Here is a 20,118-nt window from a genome sequence, read left to right as displayed (position 1 = left end):
GTTAAATAAACCCATACTTCCGTGCGACCACATCAAAATGCTCGAGGGCATGTTTGGCGTAAGCACGCTTTTCCACGTAATTGCCTGGGAAGAAATTCTTCTTAAAACCGTAAGCCACCATATCTTTAAGACGCTTTAATGGAACTGGGAAATTATCCAGTGCCAACTTGTATTCGTCGCTTACGGTGGTGTTCGACACCAAGCGATTATCGGTGCAAATAACCGTGGCAATGCGATTGTTCAGCATGTGCTTAAAGTTATGCGCTTTAATATCGGTAATTGCCGGATTGGTTTGTAGGTTGCTGGTTAAGCACACTTCCACGGCAATGCGGCGATCAGCAATGTACGATGCCAGGCTGCGGCTGTAAGCATCCTTATCGGTAATCGAAGGGTCTTCAATCATCTCGGGCGAGAATAATGAGTAGCCGTGGCCCAGGCGATCTGCATAGCATTGGGTGAGGGCCTCGAAAATACTTTCCGCACCATAGGCTTCACCCGCATGCACAGTTTTTAATAGGAAGTTTTGATGGGCGTACTCGTATACTTCTTTAAACTTACTGGCTGGATAGCCATTTTCCTGACCGGCAATGTCGAGACCTACAATCGGCAAGCCATCTTCATCGCGCATACGAACGCTGGCGCGAATGAGTTCCATTGCCGCGGATTTAATCACGTCCATGGGCGCGTGGTCACGCAACAATTGGAACAACTGAGTGTAGTAGGGCGAGAACCCTTTTTTGCCAAACATGCGCATGGCGCAGTTAATAATACCGTACTCAAATGGCGGCTTTAAGCCTGCTTCAAAGCCAACATCTGGGCGCCGATTATATTCGATTTTGGCTTTCTTCAAGCCATTGTTCACGGCGTGCATCACTTCATCAAAGCCAATGCCGCGAGCCGGGTCCATCAGTAATTGCGGGGCAAAGCGAACTTCAATGTAATTCACGCCCTCGTCGAGGTTATCCATGGCCAGCTCATAAGCGGCTTGCTCCATGTTCTCGAGATCTCGGAGCACCGAGCAGGTGTACTGAAACCCATTCAAATACTCACCAAGATTATTGTACTTCTCTTTGAAAACGAGCTCTTTCAGTCCGTCCACGCTGTAAGACGGTAATTCCACTTTACTGCGTTTGGCCATTTCAATCAGGCCCTGAGGACGTAAGCTACCATCGAGGTGCAAGTGCAAATCCGCTTTTGGCAATTCGCGAATAAAGTCTAATGAATAGGTGGTTGGGGCAGATTTTGACGCACTCGCCATGGCATTACTCCTACTTGTTTAAATTAACCGCGTATTGTATCGCATTTTTCATGGCATTGCGCGGATATCTGGTGTGGATCGCTAGGTCTGGGCTTACAATCGGCGCAGGTTAAGTTGCACAATTTATTCACATTGTAGCAATGCTTTTTACGGTAGATTGGGGCACCATACAGGCTGCACTATTTTTGTTACAACGCTTAGAAATGAACAGACTGTTCGTACCTAAACGCAAAAATACCGATAACAGATTAATCACGGAATAGACTCATGGCCTCGCTTTACTTCACTTACTCGGCAATGAACGCAGGGAAAAGCACATCACTGTTGCAAGTCGCCTATAACTACGAAGAACGGGATCAGCGCGTGTTGTTGCTGACTCCGGCATTAGATACGCGCGTGGGTGAAGGCAAAATTCACTCGCGTTTAGGGCTTACTCGTAGCGCTGAGACCTTTACCGAGAAAACGGATTTATATCGGGTGATTGCTGACAAGCTAGCCACGCAAACGATTGATTGCGTGTTACTGGATGAAGCCCAGTTTTTAACGCCAGAACAAGTGTGGCAATTAGCACGAGCGGTAGATGGTTTGCATACGCCGGTAATGTGCTATGGCATTCGTACCGATGCCTTTGGTAATGCCTTCCCTGGCAGTGCCACGTTATTAGCTATTGCCGATAAATTATCAGAAATTAAGACGATCTGTTTTTGTGGTCGCAAAGCCACCATGGTGTACCGCTCGGGCCAAGATGGCAAAGCTATTACCGGCGGCGAACAAATTTCTATTGGTGGTAATGAGCGATATGTCTCTTGCTGTCGTAAACATTGGGTTGAAGCATTGGAACACGCCGGTATTGACCAGCAGCAGTTTCCATTAATTGAGGAAGGAAAATAATGGCGAAGGGCAAGAGTAAAGCGTGGTTGTGGCTTGTCATACTCGGACTTGTGGGTGTCGCCGCAGTGAGTTGGTGGGTGTGGCCAAAAGACGACGGGGAACCCCGGTATAATACCAGTACCGTTGAAACCCGCACGATTGAAGTGGTGGTTACGGCAACCGGGCGCCTACAACCATTGGATTTTGTTGATGTGGGAGCGCAAGTGTCGGGGCAACTTGAGCGCATTCATGTGAATATTGGTGATCAGGTAGAAGCCGGTCAGCTCCTCGCTGAAATTGACGCTACCGTACTCGAAGCACGCTTAGATGGAACCCGCGCCCAATTGAAATTCCAACAAGGTCAATTGCGCGAGCGCGAGGCCAACCGCGATATTGCTGAGATAAATTTAAACCGCCAGCAACGATTGTTGGCCGATCGCGCCACCTCTGAAGAAATGGTGCAAAGCGCGGAAGCAACCGCGCGGGCGGAAAATGCACGGATTGATCAGATTATTGCGCAGATCGAGCAAACCGAGTCGTCATTGCGAGCAGAAGAGGCAAACCTCAACTACACCCGAATTTTTGCGCCGATGTCGGGCACCGTCGTAAACATCCCGGCGCGTCGCGGCCAAACCCTGAACGCAGCTCAAACGACACCAACGATTCTAACGATCGCTGATTTATCGGTAATGAGCGTGGAAGCCCAGGTTTCAGAAGCCGATATCGGTCGCTTGCGCGATGATATGCCCGTTTATTTTACGACCTTAGGTAACCGCGGACAACGGTGGAATAGTTCATTGGATTTAATCGAACCGACGCCAACGATTGAAAACAATGTGGTGCTCTACAACGCACTCTTTGATGTCCCCAACCCAGAAGGGCGTTTGCTACCACAAATGACCACCCAGGTGTTCTTTGTGGTCGACAGTGCCGAAGATGTGCTGTCTGTTCCCTTCGCCGCTGTACGCCCAAGTGGTCGTGGCCAGGGCACCGTTGATGTACTTCGCGCAGATGGACAAACAGAATCGGTAACAGTACGTACGGGATTAACGGACCGAGTGTATATCGAAATCCGCGATGGTTTGAGTCCAGGTGATCACGTTGTGATTCCACGACAGCAAGCAGGCGGCCCGAATGGCGCCGGTAGTCGTGGCGGGCGGATGTTCTAATATGACTGATTCTGTGTCTGATACCCTCACAGCAGATCCCGTGGTGACCACGGGTAAAGCGCCAGTAAAAACACGCAGTGGTGGTGAGCCTCTGATCCGCATCCGTGGAGTCACCAAAAGTTATCAAACCGGCGCACTTACCACGCAGGTTTTACACGGTATCGATATGGATATCGAACAGGGTGACTTTGTCGCAATTGTGGGGAGCTCGGGTTCGGGTAAATCTACCTTAATGAATATTTTAGGCTGTTTGGATAAACCTAGCAGCGGGGAATATTGGTTTAAAGGTGAACGGGTCGCGGATATGGATCCGGACGATCTTGCCCGCTTGCGCCGTGGCGCCTTTGGCTTTGTGTTCCAGCAGTATAATTTGTTGGGTGGCGCGAATGCCGTTGCGAACACAGAGTTGCCTGCTAGCTATACCGCATTAAGTAGTGATGCTCGACGAGCGAGAGCCGAAGCGCTCTTGACTCGGCTTGGCCTCGCTGAACGAATGCATCATAAGCCGACGGAATTGTCTGGTGGTCAACAGCAACGCGTGTCTATTGCACGGGCATTGATGAACGGCGGCGAGATCATTCTAGCCGATGAGCCCACCGGGGCTTTAGATTCACAAAGTGGCCAAGAAGTGATGGCGCTGCTACAGGACTTATCCGAACAGGGTCATACGGTGATTGTCATTACCCACGACCACGATGTGGCAGCTCATGCAGAGCGCGTTATCGAACTCAAAGACGGACACATTCTAAGTGATAAGCGCTTACGTGAACGGCAATCATCCGCGACACCTCCGGCAGGTCCTGGTGTGTCGCAGCCAAGTAGTGTTCTTGATTTAATGCGAGCTTTCTTTACCGCATTTGGTGCCTTGCGGCAGAACATATTTCGTACGGCGTTGACCTTATTGGGTATCGTTATTGGTGTGGCTGCGGTGATTTCTATGTTGGCTATTGGTCAAGGCGCGCGCCAAGACGTAGTGGATCGCATTAGCGCCATGGGCTCGAATTTGTTGAGTGTGTTTCCGGGGGCGCCGAATCAGCGCGGACGCTGGGGGGTAGCTACGCTTACACCGGAAGATGCCGATGCCATTAATGCCATACCGGAAGTGCTTGCTGCGGTGCCCGAGCTTACCGGTAACCGTACATTAAGGCGCGAAGGGTTTGATAAAGAAACTCAAGTGAATGCAACCTATGCTAGTTTCCCAATTGCGCGACAATGGGAGGTAGCTCGAGGGAGCTTCTTTACCGATGAGGACGACCAATTGTATGCCACCGTGGCAGTTATCGGGCAAACCGTGGCGCGACAACTGTTCCCCGACCGGGATCCGCTCGGCGAAGTGATGCTGATTAATAACGTGCTGTTTCGTGTGATTGGTGTCATGAGTGAGCGGGGTGCCTCCCCCTGGGGACAAGATCAAGATGACGTTGTGTTTGTTCCCTTTAATACTGGGTCGCTCCGACTTTTTGGGCAGCGTTGGGTACGAAATATCACCGTAGCGGCAGTAAGCAGCGACTCTCAGGTGATGGAAGTCGCGCATGATAAAGTACACGCGATTTTACTGGAACGACATGGGGTAGAAGACTTCACCATCCGCAATATGGCCTCCATTATTGAGACCGCGACAGAAACCCAAAACACCATGACATTACTGCTAGGTGTCATTGCTGTGATTTCGTTGGTAGTCGGGGGCATTGGCGTAATGAACATTATGCTAGTGAGTGTGACTGAGCGTACCCGTGAAATCGGCATTCGTATGGCGGTGGGTGCCAAAAGGGCACAAATTCGACTGCAGTTTCTCATTGAAGCGGTCACCGTAGCCCTACTAGGGGGTGTTATTGGGGTCGCATTAGGTTTGGGGATTACTTGGGTTATTGCAAGTTTAGGTACCACAGTTGTGTTTGCGACCACACCCGTATTGTTGGCGTTTGGGTGTTCATTCTTAACCGGACTCATCTTCGGTTATGTACCAGCACGCAAAGCGGCACAGCTGGATCCGGTTCAGGCGCTCGCGTCCGAATAGCGGGTTGTGTTGTTTCCGAATAAGGCGGGTCTGTACAAGCAGCCCCGCCTTTTGTTTATGGAACTGGTAGGCACTCGAACCTGTACAAGATATACTCTAAAGAATCGTTTTTATGCACAAGTTAGGTAAAGGTAGTCTACATGTCGAGCTCGAGTTTTAAGCCTGTTTCCCTTCCGGATGTTCTTGAAATCACCCGCCCAGACGACTGGCATGTTCACTTGCGTGACGACGACGTATTGGGAATGACGGTACCGGCAACGGCCCGGGTATTTCACCGGGCGGTTGTCATGCCGAATCTTGTGCCACCCGTGAGCAATGTAAGCATGGCGAGTGCGTATCGCCAGCGAATTTTGGCTGAATTACCCGAGGGTATGACGTTCGATCCGAAAATGGCGTTGTATTTAACTCAAACGACTACAGCCACCGATGTGCAAGACGCTGCCGCCGACCCAACGATCATTGGCTTTAAACTATACCCAGCAGGCGCAACGACGAATTCGGCAAGTGGCGTAACCGATATTGATGGTATGGATGCCGTGTTCGACGCTATGCAAGCGCACGGAGTACCATTACTGGTGCATGGGGAAGTGACGACCTCGGATATCGATATTTTTGACCGCGAGAAGGTATTTATCGACCGCTATCTAGCGCCTATCACGCGCAAATTCCCTGCCCTCAAAGTCGTGTTCGAGCATATTACAACGGCGGATGCGGTTGATTTTGTAAAGAGCGCATCAGCCCATGTGGGGGCCACCATTACTCCCCAGCATTTGTTGATGAATCGAAATGATTTATTGGTAGGCGGTGTTCATGTACACAATTACTGTTTGCCAGTGCTGAAGCGCCGGAACCATCAAGAAGCGTTGCAGCAGGCCGCCCTCAGTGGCAATCCGAAATTTTTCTTGGGAACGGATTCGGCTCCTCATGTGCAAGCCAATAAAGAAACGGCTTGCGGTTGTGCAGGCTGTTTTTCCGCATTTAGTGCAATTGAGTTGTATGCCGAATTGTTTGCACACTTTGGGGCATTAGATAAGCTCGAAGGGTTTGCGAGCTTTTTCGGCGCCGATTTTTATGGTTTACCCCGCAATGCCGATAAGCTTGTTCTAGAACGACGTACTTGGACAGCGCCGCAACGGGTGACACACGGGAATACCACCTGGGTGCCTTACTGGGCGGGACGTGAGTTGCAGTATCAAGTGCGGACAAAGTCAGGGAGTTAACGGTTAAAATAAATGCTGTATTATCGGCATTATAAAAAAAATAATATGACAAATGGTATGGAAAATTATTGACCCTTTGTATCATTTTCTCGGTACACTGATAGTCATAAAAAATATTAGTTGCGATATGGACGAGCTATGTTGTTTTTCCAGTTCGACCCAGACTGATCTAAAAAGTATTTAGCACGACAATAATTAGAATTATCGGCATATCGAATGACCGATAACGAGAAGCAACATACGTTTAAGGGGTGGCATTGCTTAATTGGTTTTCGCATAAAAAACGTCGGTTGCTCGTATCATTCGGGATCTGCGAGAACACCGTGCAAATGGCGGTAATGAAAGCAGACGATGAGTCGGGTAGCGCCCTTGAATTTGAGCAGCAACACTTCTCATTGGTCGTCAATGACGAACAAGAGATTGTTGAGGGCGATGTGCCAACGGCGATCGACGCTTTACTCAGCAAATACAAACGCCTTGATTTCAAACATCAGTGGGTGCAACTGGTTGTGAGCGAACCCCATGTGGAGCTCGTTAGTGTTGAGCGCCCCGATGTGCCAGATGCAGACGTCGCTGCCGCATTGCAATGGACGCTGCGGGATTTGGTAAGCATGCCGCCTGCAGATTTAATTACTGATTATTACGATATTCCAATTCAAGTTTCCGGCTCGCGCAAGATCAATGTGGTAGCGGCAAGTCGGGCACTATTAACTTCTTGGGTCGATGTTTTAACCCGCCATGGTTTAGTCGTTCAGGGCATTGTTACTGATGCGTTAGCCTTAACCCTATGGACAGAACCTGACCAAAAACTCATGCTCCTGAATCAGCATAAAGGTCAGCGCGCAAACCTACATATTATTGTTCACCAGCAACTCGTGTTATCCCGTCGCCTCCAACAAAGTTTTGATTTGCCCAATCTCAACGCTGCCGACATGACCTTATTGGAAGATCTGGCCATTGAGCTGCAACGCTCACAGGATTTCTTTAGCAGCCAGTTACGGCAAGCGGCTTTAGCACACATAGAGTTCGCCTTTGGTCACGATAAAGTGGAAACGATTGCCGAGGTGATTAGCGCTCAACTCGGCATGCAGGTGGGTATGCTCAGTTACCCGGCGTGGGCAAAAGAATTGGGTGCCAACGACTATTCCGATCTAGCTGCGTTATCTGGTTTACTTTGGTTAGTGAATCATGCCGTCCCTAAAGAAAAGCGGGGGGCTGCATGAAGCCAGGATTAAAACAGACAGTTAACCTGTATCGCGCGGACCTTCAGCCACGGCAAGTGCTGCTAACGTTTGACCGACTCGTGATCACTCTGGTGCTCGTTTTTATTCTGATGCTAGGTTGGCGTGTTGTTTTGGAAGTGCAGCAATCTGCATTTAGTGACCGTATCGAAGCGGCGCGTACCGAGCAATTACAGAAACAAGCAGAAATGACCCGATTAGCAGAACAGGTGCGTGATATGCGCCCTCGCACAGACTTAACCCGGGAAGTGCAACGATTGGAAACTGAAGTTCAATTACGGCAATCATTGTTAGCCGAGATGCGCCGCCGTGGGCAATTGCGTCGGCATGATTTTGCCGGGCTACTGACTGATCTTGCGCGCCATCATCAGGACGGAATTTGGCTGACTCGAATTCAACAATCGCAGAACCAATTAATATTAACAGGACAATCCACAGACCCCGCTATTTTACCGTATTGGTTGAGTGGTTTCCGGCAATCAAACACTTTATCACGCCGTCATTTTAGTATGGTTGAATTACGTCGTGATGATCGTGACGTGTTGCGATTTGTTCTACAGAGTTCGGGCACCGGTATTGCTCCCGAATATGTGCCGCAAACCCCTGAAGATGACAGCGCTGACACCATGAATGATCAGGCACAAGCGCAAGAGAGCCCTGAGACTGACTCGGAAGAAGCGGATCTGGAAGAAGCATTGCGTCGCATAGGCACTGGGGGTGGTGAATGAAATCCATCATGGAGAAAGGCAACCAGTGGTTTACGGCCCGCTCTGAACGCGAACGCGTTATCTTCAGTATATTATTCGTTGCCATGGTGGGCTGGTTGAGCTTTTTGTTATTCGTGGATCGGGCACAGGTAGCGCAAGCACAACTTGAGCGACAAATGCGCCAAATCACCGCAGATAGCAATCGTGTTAACCAAGAGATTAGCCGTTTACGTCAGCATGTGGCCGGGGATCCTAACAACGAACTAGAAGCCCGCAAGCGCCAATTGGGTGCACGTAATGATCGACTTGAACAACAGTTGGACGAATTAGCCGACTTTGTTGAGCCCGAGCAGTTATTGGTGTGGATGCAAGCGCTATTAACCGGGCACGCGGGATTAAAGTTGCGCGCATTTGATACGCATCCGCCCGAGCCCTTTTTGAGTGGTGCCGTGGGTGGAACCGTGTACCAGCACACCGTTGAGGTGGAGCTAGAGGGCACTTATTTTGCTGTCCGCGATTATTTAGCGAGCGTGCAGCGGTTGCCGATAGGTTTCTATTGGCAAGCCCTTGACTATCAAGTGGGCCAGCACCCGAATGCAGTGGTGAAGTTAACCCTTTACACCCTGAGTCAAGCGGAGGTGCAGCGTGCCTTGTAAAGCGTTATTAATAAGCCTACTGTGGCTACTAGGTGTGAGTTACGGGAGCAGCGCGCAAGAGGCAGGGGAGCGGGATCCGACGCGCCCTTTGGTTGTTGTGAGTGAGCAAACAGCTCGTAGCGTTGCTCGCCTACCTAATTTGAATTTAGATTTTATTCGTTACTCATCAACCCAAAGCGTGGTGAGTATTAACGGTGAACTTTACCAGCGTGGCGATGAGATAAGAGGGTGGACGGTGATTCGCATCGAGCCCGACCGTGTGACCTTGTATCGAGACGAGGAAACCATCGTGTTGTCGGTATTTGCTGGTTTGGTGAGAAGTACCTTAAAGGAACAACCATGAGAAAAAGCGGGCGTTACTTACAAAAAGCGGTCATCGCGATTACATCATCCATGCTGTTGATGGGCTGTTTAAGTAAGCCCGATGAGCAACTTGTGCGGGAAGCAGAAGATGCGTTGAGAACCGGTACACAAGCCAGTGACGATCGCCGTGCAACGTCGTTACCGGATGATGTTCGAGGCAATTTACGGCAACCGCTAACGACCCGAGCGAGTTCGTCGATTCTCGAAGAACCCCGTTTTTCAATTCAGGCACGACAGGTTCCCGCCGCAGACTTTTTCGCGCAACTCACCAATGAAAGCCCGTACAGTTTAGTCGTGCACCCTGATGTACAGGGCAGCATTACTGTCAATCTGCGCGATGTGACTCTGCAAGAAGCGCTCGATGTGGTGCAAGATATATATGGTTTTGATGTGCGTCGGGAAGGGCGTATTTACCGTGTGTTCCCTGCGGGATTACGCACCGAAACCATGACGCTAAATTATTTGTTGTTAACCCGTGAAGGTATGTCACAAACCTCGATCACTTCCGGCGGCGTGGCCGCGCAAGGTGGCCAAGGTGGTGTACAAGGTACACGTGGGCAAGGCGGCGCTCAAGGAGGAACGGCCGGATCATTTGGACAACCTGGTGGTGCCCAAGGTGGCGTTGGTGGTCAACAAGGCGGCATCATGGGGCAAACTGGGTCAACGATTTCAAGCCGTTCAGAAACAGATTTTTGGAAAGATCTAGAGCGTACATTGTCTGGAATTATTGGTGATGGTGGGGGGCGCAGCGTGGTGGTGTCACCGCAAGCGGGACTTGCCACCATTCGTGCATATCCCCATGAATTACGAGCAGCCCGGGATTTCTTGCAGTCGGCAGAACGGAGCTTGCAGCGCCAGGTGATTCTTGAGGCGCGGATTGTGGAAGTACAGCTGAATGAGAGTTATCAACAAGGCGTTGATTGGACTCGGATTACCAACGCGATTGGCGGCGGAACGAGTCAGTTTAGCTTTAGTGGGATGTCGATGGACCGTTCTTCGCTCGGTGGCGCTGTCGGGTTCCAGTTCGAAACGGCCAACTTTAATGGCATGTTGGAGCTGCTGTCGACACAGGGCACGGTTCAGGTGCTTTCGAATCCGCGGGTGACCGCGACCAATAATCAAAAAGCCGTGATTAAGATTGGCGAAGACGAATACTTTGTTACGGACGTATCGACGACCACAATTACCGGCACGGCGACCACTTCAACACCGAATATTCAGCTCACGCCATTTTTCTCTGGTATTGCGCTTGATGTGACGCCGCAAATTAGTGATGACGGCACCATTACTTTGCATATTCGCCCTTCGGTGACGGAAACCCGAGAGCAAGAAAAAGTGGTGACCCTCAACCGCGACAGTTTTGTGTTGCCATTGGCTCGGAGTAATATTCGGGAGTCGGATACGGTTATTCGAGCGCGCGATGGTGAAGTTGTCGTGATCGGTGGTCTCATGCAAACATCCTATCAAGATGAGTCGAGTCAGGTTCCCGTCTTAGGAAGCATTCCCGGCCTCGGTGAATTATTTAAAAATCGTCGTCAGCGAGAAGTAAAAAAAGAACTTGTGATTATGTTGCGGCCGACCATTGTGGGCGTAGATACGTGGGATAACGAGCTAGAAACATCGCGCGATTTGCTTCGCCGCTGGTATAACAGTAACTAGGGGTACGCATGTATTTATATCACTTCGGCTTTTCTGAATTGCCGTTCACACTAACGCCCAATACGAGTTTTTATTGTGGCTTGCGTGTGCATGACGAAGCCTTGCAAGTGTTGCTGACCGCACTGAAAACTGGCGAAGGTTTTATTAAAGTGACCGGTGAAGTAGGTACCGGTAAAACCTTATTGTGTCGCAAGTTATTAAATGAAGTACCGGATCACTTCGTAACCGCTTATATTCCAAATCCATACCTCCCTGCGGAAGCGTTGCGCCATGCGGTTGCCTCCGAATTGGGCATTACTGACCATCAAAGTATCGACCAGCATCAACTCACGCGAGCGATTGAACAACAACTATTAGATATCAATCGAAGCGGTCGTTCAGTGGTACTCATCATCGATGAAGCGCAAGCGCTGCCCGATGATAGTTTAGAAGCCCTCCGCTTACTCTCGAATTTGGAAACAGAAACGCGCAAACTGGTGCAGTTGGTGATGTTTGGTCAACCCGAGCTCGATGAACGCTTGGCGACCCGACAATTGCGTCAATTACGTCAGCGCGTGAGCTTTTCCTATCAACTTGAAACGCTGAGTGAAGATGAGCTAGCCCGATATGTGCACCATCGGGTGCAAGTGGCCGGTTACCGTGGTCCTGAACTCTTTTCTTCGGAAGTTCTGTGGTGGCTTCATCGCGCAAGCCGTGGTGTACCCCGTTTAGCCAATATTTTGTGTCACAAAATGTTGCTACTGGCCTATGGTGCCGGTAACTACACCATCAGTACCAAAGACGCCAAGATGGCGATCGCCGATACCGAAGATGCACGTATGCCAAGGCAACACGACTGGCTGTGGTTCACTGGTGGCTTTGTAGCTGCATTAGCCGTGGTTACAGGTGCCGGGTGGTGGTTAGGGTGGTTTAACGCGTGAGTATCATTAATCAAATGCTCAAAGATATCGACAAGCGCGATAAGCCACAATTTGGTGCCAATCGTCCAAAGTCGGTGTATTTGGGTCGGCCGTTGCGAACTCGGCGATTGCGCTTGATCCTGTGGGGAGGCGTATTCGCCTTACTCGCATTTTTAGCATTATCGTGGCTTCATGAGCGGTTATCGGCGCCTGCAAGTGATGCGCGACCTTCGGCAGAGCAACTTCAAATTCAGCGCGTGCCTGTGCTGATTTCTGAGCCTACTCAAGATGCTGCATCGCAGCGTGCAGATGCAGAAACCGCAGACGCAAGTACGCGGGCGGAGGGCGAGCCAGAGGAAACGAGACCGCGCACGACTCGAGGCGAGCAAGCGACCGTTGTGGTCACCGATCTAGAACCGACACAAACCCGCGCAGAACAACCTGTGGAGCCGGTAGAAGTAGCCGTATCTGAGCAAGTGCAAGTACCAGCGCAAACGAGCATGCCGGTCGTGACACCTGCAGATACGACAGTGACAGCCAGTGACGACCCCGGGGAAATGTCGATTCAACGCAGCGGTAATGGCGTTGGTTCCGCGGATCGGTTATTCCAACGTGGTATGGATGCCCTTTCTGCGGGGCACAATCGAAATGCCGTGCAACGGTTTCGTGAAGCCTTACTGGTCAACCCCGATCATATCGGTAGTATTGAACAATTGGCCGCGATTCAGTTTAGCCGAGGATTCGCTGGGGAAGCGCTACAATTACTCCGAGATGCGTTAGAGCGCAATCCAGGCGCATCGGATTTATTGTTGTTAAAGGCACGTATCTACGAACGCATTGATGAACCAAGAGCAGCCCTTGATCTTTTACGTGGGCGTCAATTTAGGTTGCCGCAAGACGCCGACTTATTGATATTGCAGGGCGCGGCTGCCACCGAATTGGAAGAATATACGCTAGCCATTGCTTCTTATCGCCAGTTGGTAAGCTGGCGCAGTGACCAAGGGAATTGGTGGTTAGCCCTCGGGTTTTCGTTAGAGCGTTCGGGAGACCCTCTGAACATGCAAGAAGCGGCGGAAGCCTATCGACGTGCGTTGCAAGATCGCAGCTTGTCAGAGAGCGCCCGTAATTTTGCACTCGACCGTAGGGAGGCGTTAGGCTACTAATGGCACGCAGACCTCGATTAAAAATGCGCTTAGGGGACCTATTGGTTCATGAAGGTGTGATCAGTGAAGCGCATTTATCAGAAGCCTTAGCCAGTCAAAAAACCTCCGGGCGTAAGCTTGGAGACTTGTTGATCGAACTCGGTCATTTAGAAGAAAATCAGCTGTTAGACTTCCTTTCGCAACAGCTCGGCGTGCCCCGTGTTGATTTGTCAGAAAAACGCGTAGAAGCCAGTGTGGCCAAGTTAGTGCCTGAAGTACAGGCACGGCGCCACCGCGCATTGGTGATTGAAGCAGACGAGCAAACCGCGTTAGTGGCTATGGGCGATCCCGCCGACCTCACCGCCATTGATGCACTCAGCGCTATTCTCGCACCGCGAGAAATACAGTTAGCTGTGGTGTCGGAACGGCAACTCTTGGATTCTTTCGATAGTTTGTATCGGCGCACAGAAGAAATTGAGCAGTTTGCCAGTCAATTGCAGCAAGAATCCCGTGATGAAGATGAGCTTGATCTCAGCACCATGGTGGATTCCGACGATGACGATGACGTTACCGTCGCGCGCTTATTGAAATCTATTTTTGCAGACGCGGTACAAATACGTGCGTCGGATATTCACATCGAACCAGAAGAAACCGGCTTACGGATCCGCCAACGGGTCGACGGTCAGTTACAAGAGAATATTCTTGATGAGCGCGGGATTGCCTCGGCCCTAGTATTGCGACTCAAGCTTATGGCGGGTTTGGATATTTCTGAAAAACGTTTGCCGCAAGATGGGCGTTTTCAAATTAAGGTGCGTAACCACGACATCGACGTGCGTTTATCAACGCTGCCGGTGCAATATGGCGAAGCCTGCGTTATGCGTTTGCTCGACCAATCCCAAGGATTGTTATCCATTGAGCAAACCGGTATGCCAGAAAATATGATCAAGAAGGTGCGCTACCACATGACGCGCCCGCACGGCATGATTCTGGTAACGGGTCCAACTGGTTCCGGTAAAACAACCACGCTCTACGCAATACTCAGCGAGTTAAATCAACCTCATAAGAAAATTATTACCGTGGAAGATCCGGTGGAATACCGTTTGCCACGGATTTCTCAGGTTCAGGTGAATAGCAAGATTGGATTAAACTTCGGTCGCGTACTGCGCACCACATTACGTCAGGATCCCGATATCTTGATGGTGGGGGAAATGCGCGATCAGGAAACTGTAGAAATTGGTTTACGGGGCGCGATTACAGGTCACTTGGTTCTTTCCACATTACACACCAACGATGCCATCACCTCAGCCATGCGCTTAATTGATATGGGCGGCGCGCCCTATCTGGTGGCGAGTGCCTTGCGCGCAATTATCGCCCAGCGCTTAGTACGACGAATCTGTGAACATTGCAAAACCCCACATCAGCCGGATGCCCAGCAGAAAGCGCTATTGCGCAGTGTTGTGTCTGACGTGCCAGAAGATGCGCAGTTTTATCATGGTCGCGGATGCCAGCGGTGTAATTTCAGCGGTTATCGCGGGCGTGTTGGTGTATTCGAGTTATTAGAAATTAATGAACCGATGATGACGGCGCTGCGTTTGGAAGATACGCAAGCCTTTTCCGTGGCTGCACGGGAAAGTAAAGATTTTAAAACCTTGGCGGAAGTAGGCTTAGGCTATGCTGTTGCAGGATTGACGACGGTGGCGGAAGTGCTCACGTTAGCGGCGGGCACGCCAGTATTTGACGACGTCGAAGCGGAGCTGGTGGCGGATACCGATGAAGGATCTGACTAATGGCCGAGTTTCATTATCAAGGGCGCGACCGACAGGGCAAAACCGTGCGCGGTATGCTGCAGGGCCCCGATGAAGCCGCTATTGCGCAACAACTCATCCGTAAGGGAATCATTCCTCAGCAAATAAAATCCAGTGCAGATGGCAGCATGGGCGTGGATTGGAAGAATTTGCTTACCATGCCAGTACCATTGCCTGAACTCATTATGTTTATCCGGCAAATGTACTCGCTCACGAAAGCTGGCATCCCAATGCTGCGGGCCATTGAGGGTTTGGCGACAAACGCAACCAACAAGCGCTTACAGCGAGCGTTGTTGGATATGACCGACCAATTGGAACGTGGGCGTGGATTGTCCACCGCCATGTCGGATCACCCCAAAGTATTTCCTCGCGTGGTGGTGGCCGTCGTGCACGTAGGTGAGAACACCGGGCGCTTAGAAGAATCCTTTGCACAATTGGCAGCCTACCTTGAAAGTGAATTAGATACGCGAAAGCGCATCAAGCAAGCCACCCGCTATCCGTCGTTTGTGTTGGGTTTTCTCGTTATCGCTATCACCGCCCTTAATATTCTGGTGATTCCGCGATTTGCAGAGATGTTTTCTGGATATGGCGTAGAGCTTCCTATGGTGACTCAAATACTCATTGGTAGCTCGAATTTCTTTGTGAATTATTGGTGGACGCTTGTGATTGGTGCTGTGCTTAGTGTTGTGGGGCTCAGTTATTGGCTAGCGCAGCCGGGCTCGAAGGAACGCTGGGATCGATTGAAAATTAAGTTGCCCGCAGTGGGGGATATTATTGAGCGGAGCTTGCTGGGTCGATTTTGCCGCAGCTTTAGTGTGATGCTGAACGCCGGTGTGCCATTAACACAAGCATTATCTATGGTGAGTGATGCCCTCGATAACCAATATATGGCAGTGCGTGTCGTGGAGATGCGACGGGGTATTGAACGCGGTGATTCACTCTTGAAAGTGGCGCGCCAAAGCCAATTGTTTTCGCCGTTGGTGTTGCAGATGATCGCCGTGGGTGAAGAGACCGGAAATCTCGACGCCTTGCTCGATGAGGCCGCAGAGTACTACGAGCGCGAAGTAGACTATGATTTAAAAACAGTAACAGCACGCATAGAGCCGATTTTGATTACCTTTGTGGCGGGCTTAGTGCTATTGCTTGCGATGGGAATATTTTTGCCCATGTGGAATATGATGGGGGCCTACTCAGGAGGTCTGTAATGCAACAGGATCCGCAGCGCAGGATGGAGAAGATCGCTCGCCAACGCCGCGACAAGTCGATCTATGACCGCAATATGCGCATCGGCATGATCTTGGTCACTGTGCTGATCTCCATGACATTAGTCGGTTTATTTACGCGCCAAGCATCGGTAGAAATGAATCCTGATACGGTGATTGGATGGCGGGAAGTGGAATTTGATTCAGCGGCCAATCGATTTCAAACCCGTATTATGCTCGCCCGTTTAGAATGGATACGTTTGCAAGGGCCTGCATCGGTTCGGTTTGAGTTTGATTCGGGAGCGCCGATAACTATACCCATGCAAGGGAACGGTTGGCCAGCGAGTCCAGACGGTTCCGTAACTGGTGTTCCGTTTTGTCGTGGACTATGGGACATGTTAGCGAGCGCAGAATCGATGCGCGAACCGGTACAGGTTGAATGGCAAGCACGTGACAGCCAACTATACTGTAGGTATAGTTATGGGGGTGTGGTGCGATTTGATTATTACCCACAAACGGGTCACATTGTGCATCATGTACCGAGAGCTTGAATGCGCTTTTTTATATCAACCTGTTGATAGAAATGATGTAATAAATTTTATAACTTTTGTTATTTACTATTTAGTATAGAGTAATTTGTTGTAATTTTGGTACGATCATCGCATGAGTAGGGGAGTTTAAAGCATGATGACGAACACGCGCGGTTCAGTACGCTCTCAGCAAGGTTTTACCTTGATCGAACTAATTATTGTGGTGGTCATTCTCGGGCTGTTAGCAGCCTCGGCATTACCACGCTTTACGGACATATCAAGTCAGGCTGAAGATGCCTCACTTGAAGGCGTCGCGGGCGGCTTTACTAGCGCAGTGGGTATTGTGCGCGGACAGTGGGAACTGGATGGGCGTCCAGCGGGTGATGCGTCGGGTTCCGGTGCGATGGTGATTATCGACGGCGTGGATGTTTATGTAGATGGCAACCGGGGCTACCCTGTGAGTGGATTGCCAGACTCCAGTGCTAATATTAATAATATGAGTGGGGAAGATTGTCGTTCGTTGTTTGCGGCCATTTTGCAAGGCGCGCCAACAGCGAGCGCAGATTTCGCGGATATAGACCGAGTGCGGTTCTACGTTGCAGCGGAAAATAACGGCACCAATGATATCTGTGTGTTTTACCAAGCCATAACCTTAAAAAACCTTGGGGGCGCACCGAGTGGTGACGATTATCAAACAACGGGAAACAACTTCGTGTACAACCCACGTACCGGGGGCGTGAACGTGAATTTAAATAGAGCGAATTAGCGGGGGGAGCATCGCTCCGTTTGAAGTACGCATTTGGACATTGGACTAAACGAAGGTAGATAGTTATGAAACAACAACGTGGTTTTACATTAGTTGAATTGATCATCGTGATCGTTATCTTAGGGATTTTGGCCGTTACCGCAGCACCGCGCTTTTTTGATTTCTCAGATCAAGCACGGTCGAGCACGATTGAAGGCTTGAAGGCAGCAGTTCAAGGAGCTTCTGAGATTGGCTATGCAAATAATGCACTAAGCGGATCAGCCGCTTATCCATTAGGTCAGGACCTCATTGACGATTATCTAAATATTACGTCGGTAGAAGCCGGTGACTATGACAATGACTACGAGGGTAACGACGAGTGGGTGTATGCTGTTGATGGCGATATATTGTACATTACCCTGACGAGTGTTCTGGGTAACGCAGACGCACTTGATCATGATGATATCTCAGCTACGGAATGTTTTCTTAGCTACGATGGGTCTGTTGAACCACCTCTGATTGTTACAGATACTGAAGGCTGTTAAATCCTTGCAGTGACACTAAAAAAGCCTGATTCTGAGGTATCGGAATCAGGCTTTTTGCTTTCAGGTAGCCCTGTATTTAGGCTAATCTATAGGGACTATCCATGAGTTAGAGACGACTAACTCTCACGCCAATCATCCTAAACACTGTTGTGAGCGATTGTGATGCGTTACTTCCATAGGCCACGTTCTCTAGCACGGACACCCCAGCGCCTGATTTCGGGGTTTACCTTGGTTGAGTTAATTATCGTGATCATCATTCTCGGCATTATGAGTGTGTTTGCGGCGCCCCGATTTATGGGCAGCGGTACTGTGGATGAGGTAGCAGTGGCGCGGGAAGCGAGCAGTTTGTTCCGTCTTCAGCAGCAGCGGGCGATGCAAAATACCGCGTTAGATTGCTATGGCGTGACCATCACAAGTACCAGTATCACGGCAACGGCCTGTGGTCCCGCAAGCCATGTGATTCAGCCGCTCACGGCCGCCTCCGGCCAGGTGATTAGTATCAATCCAAGCACCAGTGCCTTGTATTTCAACGGACTTGGCTGCGCCGTGACTAACCCCGGCGATAGTTGTGATGATGTCAATCGCCAAATTGACTTCCTTGGAAGTGAATTACGGACCCTGTGCATTGGCGGGCAGGGCTACATTCGCGAGGGGGCCTGCCCATGAGTCTGCGGCGAAACGGAAGCCTAAAGCATAAATCCAGAGCAGGCTTTACGTTGGTTGAGCTGGTGATTGGTATTGTTACTTTGGGTATTGCCTTATCGGTACTCACGGCCTTGGTGTTCCCGCAAGCACGGCAAAGCACGGTGCCTTTTCAGCAAATGAAAGCCGCGCAGTTGGGGCAGTCGCTCCTCGATGAGATCTTAAATAAAGCTTTTGATGAGCAGAGTATTCGCCCTGGCGCGTTGCGCTGTGATGAGAATGTCGGTGAGCCGGATTTTGTCGCCTGCACAAGCCAAAGTAATTTAGGGTCGGAAGAAAGTGCGCGCTCTGAGTACAATGATGTGGATGATTTTCATGAGCTTGAGCTGTCTATTAGCCAATTGGAAGACACCTTAGGGCGATCGCTCGAGCCCTTTTTTACTGGCTTTTCTGCATCAGTGCGCGTGTTTTACGATGCGGATTTAAGCGGTACGGTAAATACCAGCACGCCGCAAGATACGGCTTTGTTTAAACGTATCGAAGTGACTATTCAGTTGCCGGATAACTCCGAGGCGGTGTTCTCCGCTTACCGGGGGAACTACTAATGCGGATGCGCGGTTTTACCCTCGTTGAGCTGATCGCTGTGATGGTGATTTTATCCGTGATAAGCGCCGGTACCTTTGCCTACTTGCGCTTGAGCGGATTAATTTTTATTGATGTCACGGAACGGGATGCGTTGATTCAAGAAGCGCGCTTTGCGATGGAACGATTTTCCCGTGAAGCCCGTGCAAGTTTGCCAGGAAGTGCGCGTTTAACAGGCGATAATGACGAATGCATTGAGTTTGTGCCCGTCGTTGCCGGAGGCACCTATGTGCGGATCCCAACGGCATCACTGAGCAACGATGCCCGTATTGTGACGCCAGCCAATTACACGTTTCTGAGCGGCGATCGGTTAGCGGTTGCGGTGCGCAACAGTGCGCAAGCCTATGCCACCAGTGGTTATATCTACGAAATCGATGCGCTCAATTCAGGGCCAGGTGATACCTTGGATGTGACCCTCAGCGATAGTAGCGCATTGTTTGCCACGCAAAGTATGGCACAGCGCTATCGTATCGTGCGCGAACCTATCAGTTGGTGTGTGATTGAGGTCGGGAATACACAACAATTGTGGCGTTTTAGCGGGTATGGCTGGCAAGTGAGCCAACCAGATGTAAGCCCCTTACTCAGCGCGCCCTCGGCGCAGCTTATGGGGCAGCGCCTAGATATTCAGTTTGCCGATGTAAATCAGCGACCATTTCAGGTGGACGCACCAACCTTGCGGGAGCAAGGATTAATTCAAGTGCGTTTGCGTTTTCGCCGGCCAAACACGGATGAATCGGTTTTATTTTATCGAGAAGTGGTGATTGCCAATGCAATTTAGCGCCAAGCCAACAACATCTTTGAGGATT

At 50.4% G+C, this 20,118-nt stretch carries 20 protein-coding genes; 19 read left to right on the top strand and 1 reads right to left on the bottom strand.

Annotated features, from left to right (window positions below; all coding sequences use genetic code 11):
• Position 1: 1 nt before the first annotated feature.
• Complete coding sequence (locus FM042_RS06540; protein ID WP_143235516.1) at positions 2–1,258, bottom strand: adenosine deaminase family protein; 1,257 nt, start codon at positions 1,256–1,258, stop codon at positions 2–4.
• 267 nt (positions 1,259–1,525) lie between these two features.
• Here FM042_RS06540 and FM042_RS06535 point away from each other — a divergent pair, with 267 nt between their 5' ends.
• The 19 genes from FM042_RS06535 (at position 1,526) to FM042_RS06445 (ending at position 20,090) form a co-directional block, all read left to right on the top strand.
• Entirely contained in the window at positions 1,526–2,149 is a 624-nt protein-coding gene (locus tag FM042_RS06535; protein WP_143235515.1) for a thymidine kinase, read from the top strand.
• On the top strand, positions 2,149–3,297 hold the full coding sequence (locus FM042_RS06530) for an efflux RND transporter periplasmic adaptor subunit (protein ID WP_143235513.1): 1,149 nt from the start codon (positions 2,149–2,151) through the stop codon (positions 3,295–3,297). The genes FM042_RS06535 and FM042_RS06530 overlap by 1 nt, the downstream gene beginning before the upstream one ends.
• Before the next feature lies 1 nt (position 3,298).
• On the top strand, positions 3,299–5,314 hold the full coding sequence (locus tag FM042_RS06525; RefSeq protein WP_143235511.1) for a MacB family efflux pump subunit: 2,016 nt from the start codon (positions 3,299–3,301) through the stop codon (positions 5,312–5,314).
• Positions 5,315–5,454: 140 nt separating this feature from the next.
• Positions 5,455–6,534 carry a dihydroorotase gene (gene pyrC / locus FM042_RS06520; protein ID WP_143235509.1) on the top strand — a complete coding sequence of 360 codons (1,080 nt, stop codon included), beginning with the start codon at positions 5,455–5,457 and terminating at the stop codon, positions 6,532–6,534.
• A gap of 257 nt (positions 6,535–6,791) precedes the next feature.
• Positions 6,792–7,757 carry a hypothetical protein gene (locus FM042_RS06515; RefSeq protein ID WP_143235507.1) on the top strand — a complete coding sequence of 322 codons (966 nt, stop codon included), beginning with the start codon at positions 6,792–6,794 and terminating at the stop codon, positions 7,755–7,757.
• A complete protein-coding gene (locus FM042_RS06510; protein WP_143235505.1) occupies positions 7,754–8,503 on the top strand; it encodes a PilN domain-containing protein in 750 nt (249 codons plus the stop codon). The genes FM042_RS06515 and FM042_RS06510 overlap by 4 nt, the downstream gene beginning before the upstream one ends.
• Positions 8,500–9,138 carry a type II secretion system protein GspM gene (gspM, locus tag FM042_RS06505; RefSeq protein WP_143235503.1) on the top strand — a complete coding sequence of 213 codons (639 nt, stop codon included), beginning with the start codon at positions 8,500–8,502 and terminating at the stop codon, positions 9,136–9,138. The genes FM042_RS06510 and gspM overlap by 4 nt, the downstream gene beginning before the upstream one ends.
• Positions 9,128–9,481 carry a general secretion pathway protein GspB gene (locus FM042_RS06500; protein WP_143235501.1) on the top strand — a complete coding sequence of 118 codons (354 nt, stop codon included), beginning with the start codon at positions 9,128–9,130 and terminating at the stop codon, positions 9,479–9,481. The genes gspM and FM042_RS06500 overlap by 11 nt, the downstream gene beginning before the upstream one ends.
• Positions 9,478–11,160 carry a pilus (MSHA type) biogenesis protein MshL gene (gene mshL / locus FM042_RS06495; RefSeq protein ID WP_143235499.1) on the top strand — a complete coding sequence of 561 codons (1,683 nt, stop codon included), beginning with the start codon at positions 9,478–9,480 and terminating at the stop codon, positions 11,158–11,160. Before FM042_RS06500 ends, mshL begins: the two co-directional genes overlap by 4 nt.
• Positions 11,161–11,168: 8 nt before the next feature.
• Positions 11,169–12,080 carry an ExeA family protein gene (locus FM042_RS06490; protein WP_143235498.1) on the top strand — a complete coding sequence of 304 codons (912 nt, stop codon included), beginning with the start codon at positions 11,169–11,171 and terminating at the stop codon, positions 12,078–12,080.
• On the top strand, positions 12,077–13,222 hold the full coding sequence (locus tag FM042_RS06485) for a tetratricopeptide repeat protein (RefSeq protein ID WP_143235496.1): 1,146 nt from the start codon (positions 12,077–12,079) through the stop codon (positions 13,220–13,222). Before FM042_RS06490 ends, FM042_RS06485 begins: the two co-directional genes overlap by 4 nt.
• Complete coding sequence (locus FM042_RS06480; protein ID WP_143235494.1) at positions 13,222–14,988, top strand: GspE/PulE family protein; 1,767 nt, start codon at positions 13,222–13,224, stop codon at positions 14,986–14,988. Before FM042_RS06485 ends, FM042_RS06480 begins: the two co-directional genes overlap by 1 nt.
• Positions 14,988–16,211 (top strand): type II secretion system F family protein, encoded by a 1,224-nt coding sequence (locus FM042_RS06475; protein ID WP_143235492.1) that lies wholly within the window; start codon positions 14,988–14,990, stop codon positions 16,209–16,211. Before FM042_RS06480 ends, FM042_RS06475 begins: the two co-directional genes overlap by 1 nt.
• Positions 16,211–16,759 carry a hypothetical protein gene (locus FM042_RS06470; protein WP_143235490.1) on the top strand — a complete coding sequence of 183 codons (549 nt, stop codon included), beginning with the start codon at positions 16,211–16,213 and terminating at the stop codon, positions 16,757–16,759. The genes FM042_RS06475 and FM042_RS06470 overlap by 1 nt, the downstream gene beginning before the upstream one ends.
• A gap of 133 nt (positions 16,760–16,892) precedes the next feature.
• Positions 16,893–17,504, top strand: coding sequence for a type II secretion system protein (locus FM042_RS06465; protein ID WP_232366372.1), 612 nt, complete (start codon positions 16,893–16,895; stop codon positions 17,502–17,504).
• Positions 17,505–17,569: 65 nt separating this feature from the next.
• The gene (locus FM042_RS06460; RefSeq protein ID WP_143235488.1) at positions 17,570–18,028 is read left to right on the top strand and encodes a prepilin-type N-terminal cleavage/methylation domain-containing protein; all 459 of its coding nucleotides are present in this window, start codon (positions 17,570–17,572) and stop codon (positions 18,026–18,028) included.
• Positions 18,029–18,190: 162 nt separating this feature from the next.
• A complete protein-coding gene (locus tag FM042_RS06455; RefSeq protein ID WP_143235486.1) occupies positions 18,191–18,694 on the top strand; it encodes a prepilin-type N-terminal cleavage/methylation domain-containing protein in 504 nt (167 codons plus the stop codon).
• A complete protein-coding gene (locus FM042_RS06450; protein WP_143235484.1) occupies positions 18,691–19,275 on the top strand; it encodes a type II secretion system protein in 585 nt (194 codons plus the stop codon). The genes FM042_RS06455 and FM042_RS06450 overlap by 4 nt, the downstream gene beginning before the upstream one ends.
• Complete coding sequence (locus FM042_RS06445) at positions 19,275–20,090, top strand: PilW family protein (RefSeq protein WP_143235482.1); 816 nt, start codon at positions 19,275–19,277, stop codon at positions 20,088–20,090. The genes FM042_RS06450 and FM042_RS06445 overlap by 1 nt, the downstream gene beginning before the upstream one ends.
• Positions 20,091–20,118: the final 28 nt, after the last annotated feature.

The organism is Aliidiomarina halalkaliphila, from assembly GCF_007096385.1.
Classification (GTDB): domain Bacteria; phylum Pseudomonadota; class Gammaproteobacteria; order Enterobacterales; family Alteromonadaceae; genus Aliidiomarina; species Aliidiomarina halalkaliphila.
This window is presented reverse-complemented; position numbering and strand designations above follow the sequence as displayed.

Coding starts and splice junctions, on each gene's coding strand:
- FM042_RS06540 (WP_143235516.1), bottom strand. CDS start 1,258: ATGGCGAGTGCGTCAAAATCTGCCCCAACCACCTATTCATTAGACTTT.
- FM042_RS06535 (WP_143235515.1), top strand. CDS start 1,526: ATGGCCTCGCTTTACTTCACTTACTCGGCAATGAACGCAGGGAAAAGC.
- FM042_RS06530 (WP_143235513.1), top strand. CDS start 2,149: ATGGCGAAGGGCAAGAGTAAAGCGTGGTTGTGGCTTGTCATACTCGGA.
- FM042_RS06525 (WP_143235511.1), top strand. CDS start 3,299: ATGACTGATTCTGTGTCTGATACCCTCACAGCAGATCCCGTGGTGACC.
- pyrC (WP_143235509.1), top strand. CDS start 5,455: ATGTCGAGCTCGAGTTTTAAGCCTGTTTCCCTTCCGGATGTTCTTGAA.
- FM042_RS06510 (WP_143235505.1), top strand. CDS start 7,754: ATGAAGCCAGGATTAAAACAGACAGTTAACCTGTATCGCGCGGACCTT.
- gspM (WP_143235503.1), top strand. CDS start 8,500: ATGAAATCCATCATGGAGAAAGGCAACCAGTGGTTTACGGCCCGCTCT.
- mshL (WP_143235499.1), top strand. CDS start 9,478: ATGAGAAAAAGCGGGCGTTACTTACAAAAAGCGGTCATCGCGATTACA.
- FM042_RS06490 (WP_143235498.1), top strand. CDS start 11,169: ATGTATTTATATCACTTCGGCTTTTCTGAATTGCCGTTCACACTAACG.
- FM042_RS06480 (WP_143235494.1), top strand. CDS start 13,222: ATGGCACGCAGACCTCGATTAAAAATGCGCTTAGGGGACCTATTGGTT.
- FM042_RS06475 (WP_143235492.1), top strand. CDS start 14,988: ATGGCCGAGTTTCATTATCAAGGGCGCGACCGACAGGGCAAAACCGTG.
- FM042_RS06470 (WP_143235490.1), top strand. CDS start 16,211: ATGCAACAGGATCCGCAGCGCAGGATGGAGAAGATCGCTCGCCAACGC.
- FM042_RS06465 (WP_232366372.1), top strand. CDS start 16,893: ATGATGACGAACACGCGCGGTTCAGTACGCTCTCAGCAAGGTTTTACC.
- FM042_RS06460 (WP_143235488.1), top strand. CDS start 17,570: ATGAAACAACAACGTGGTTTTACATTAGTTGAATTGATCATCGTGATC.
- FM042_RS06455 (WP_143235486.1), top strand. CDS start 18,191: ATGCGTTACTTCCATAGGCCACGTTCTCTAGCACGGACACCCCAGCGC.
- FM042_RS06450 (WP_143235484.1), top strand. CDS start 18,691: ATGAGTCTGCGGCGAAACGGAAGCCTAAAGCATAAATCCAGAGCAGGC.
- FM042_RS06445 (WP_143235482.1), top strand. CDS start 19,275: ATGCGGATGCGCGGTTTTACCCTCGTTGAGCTGATCGCTGTGATGGTG.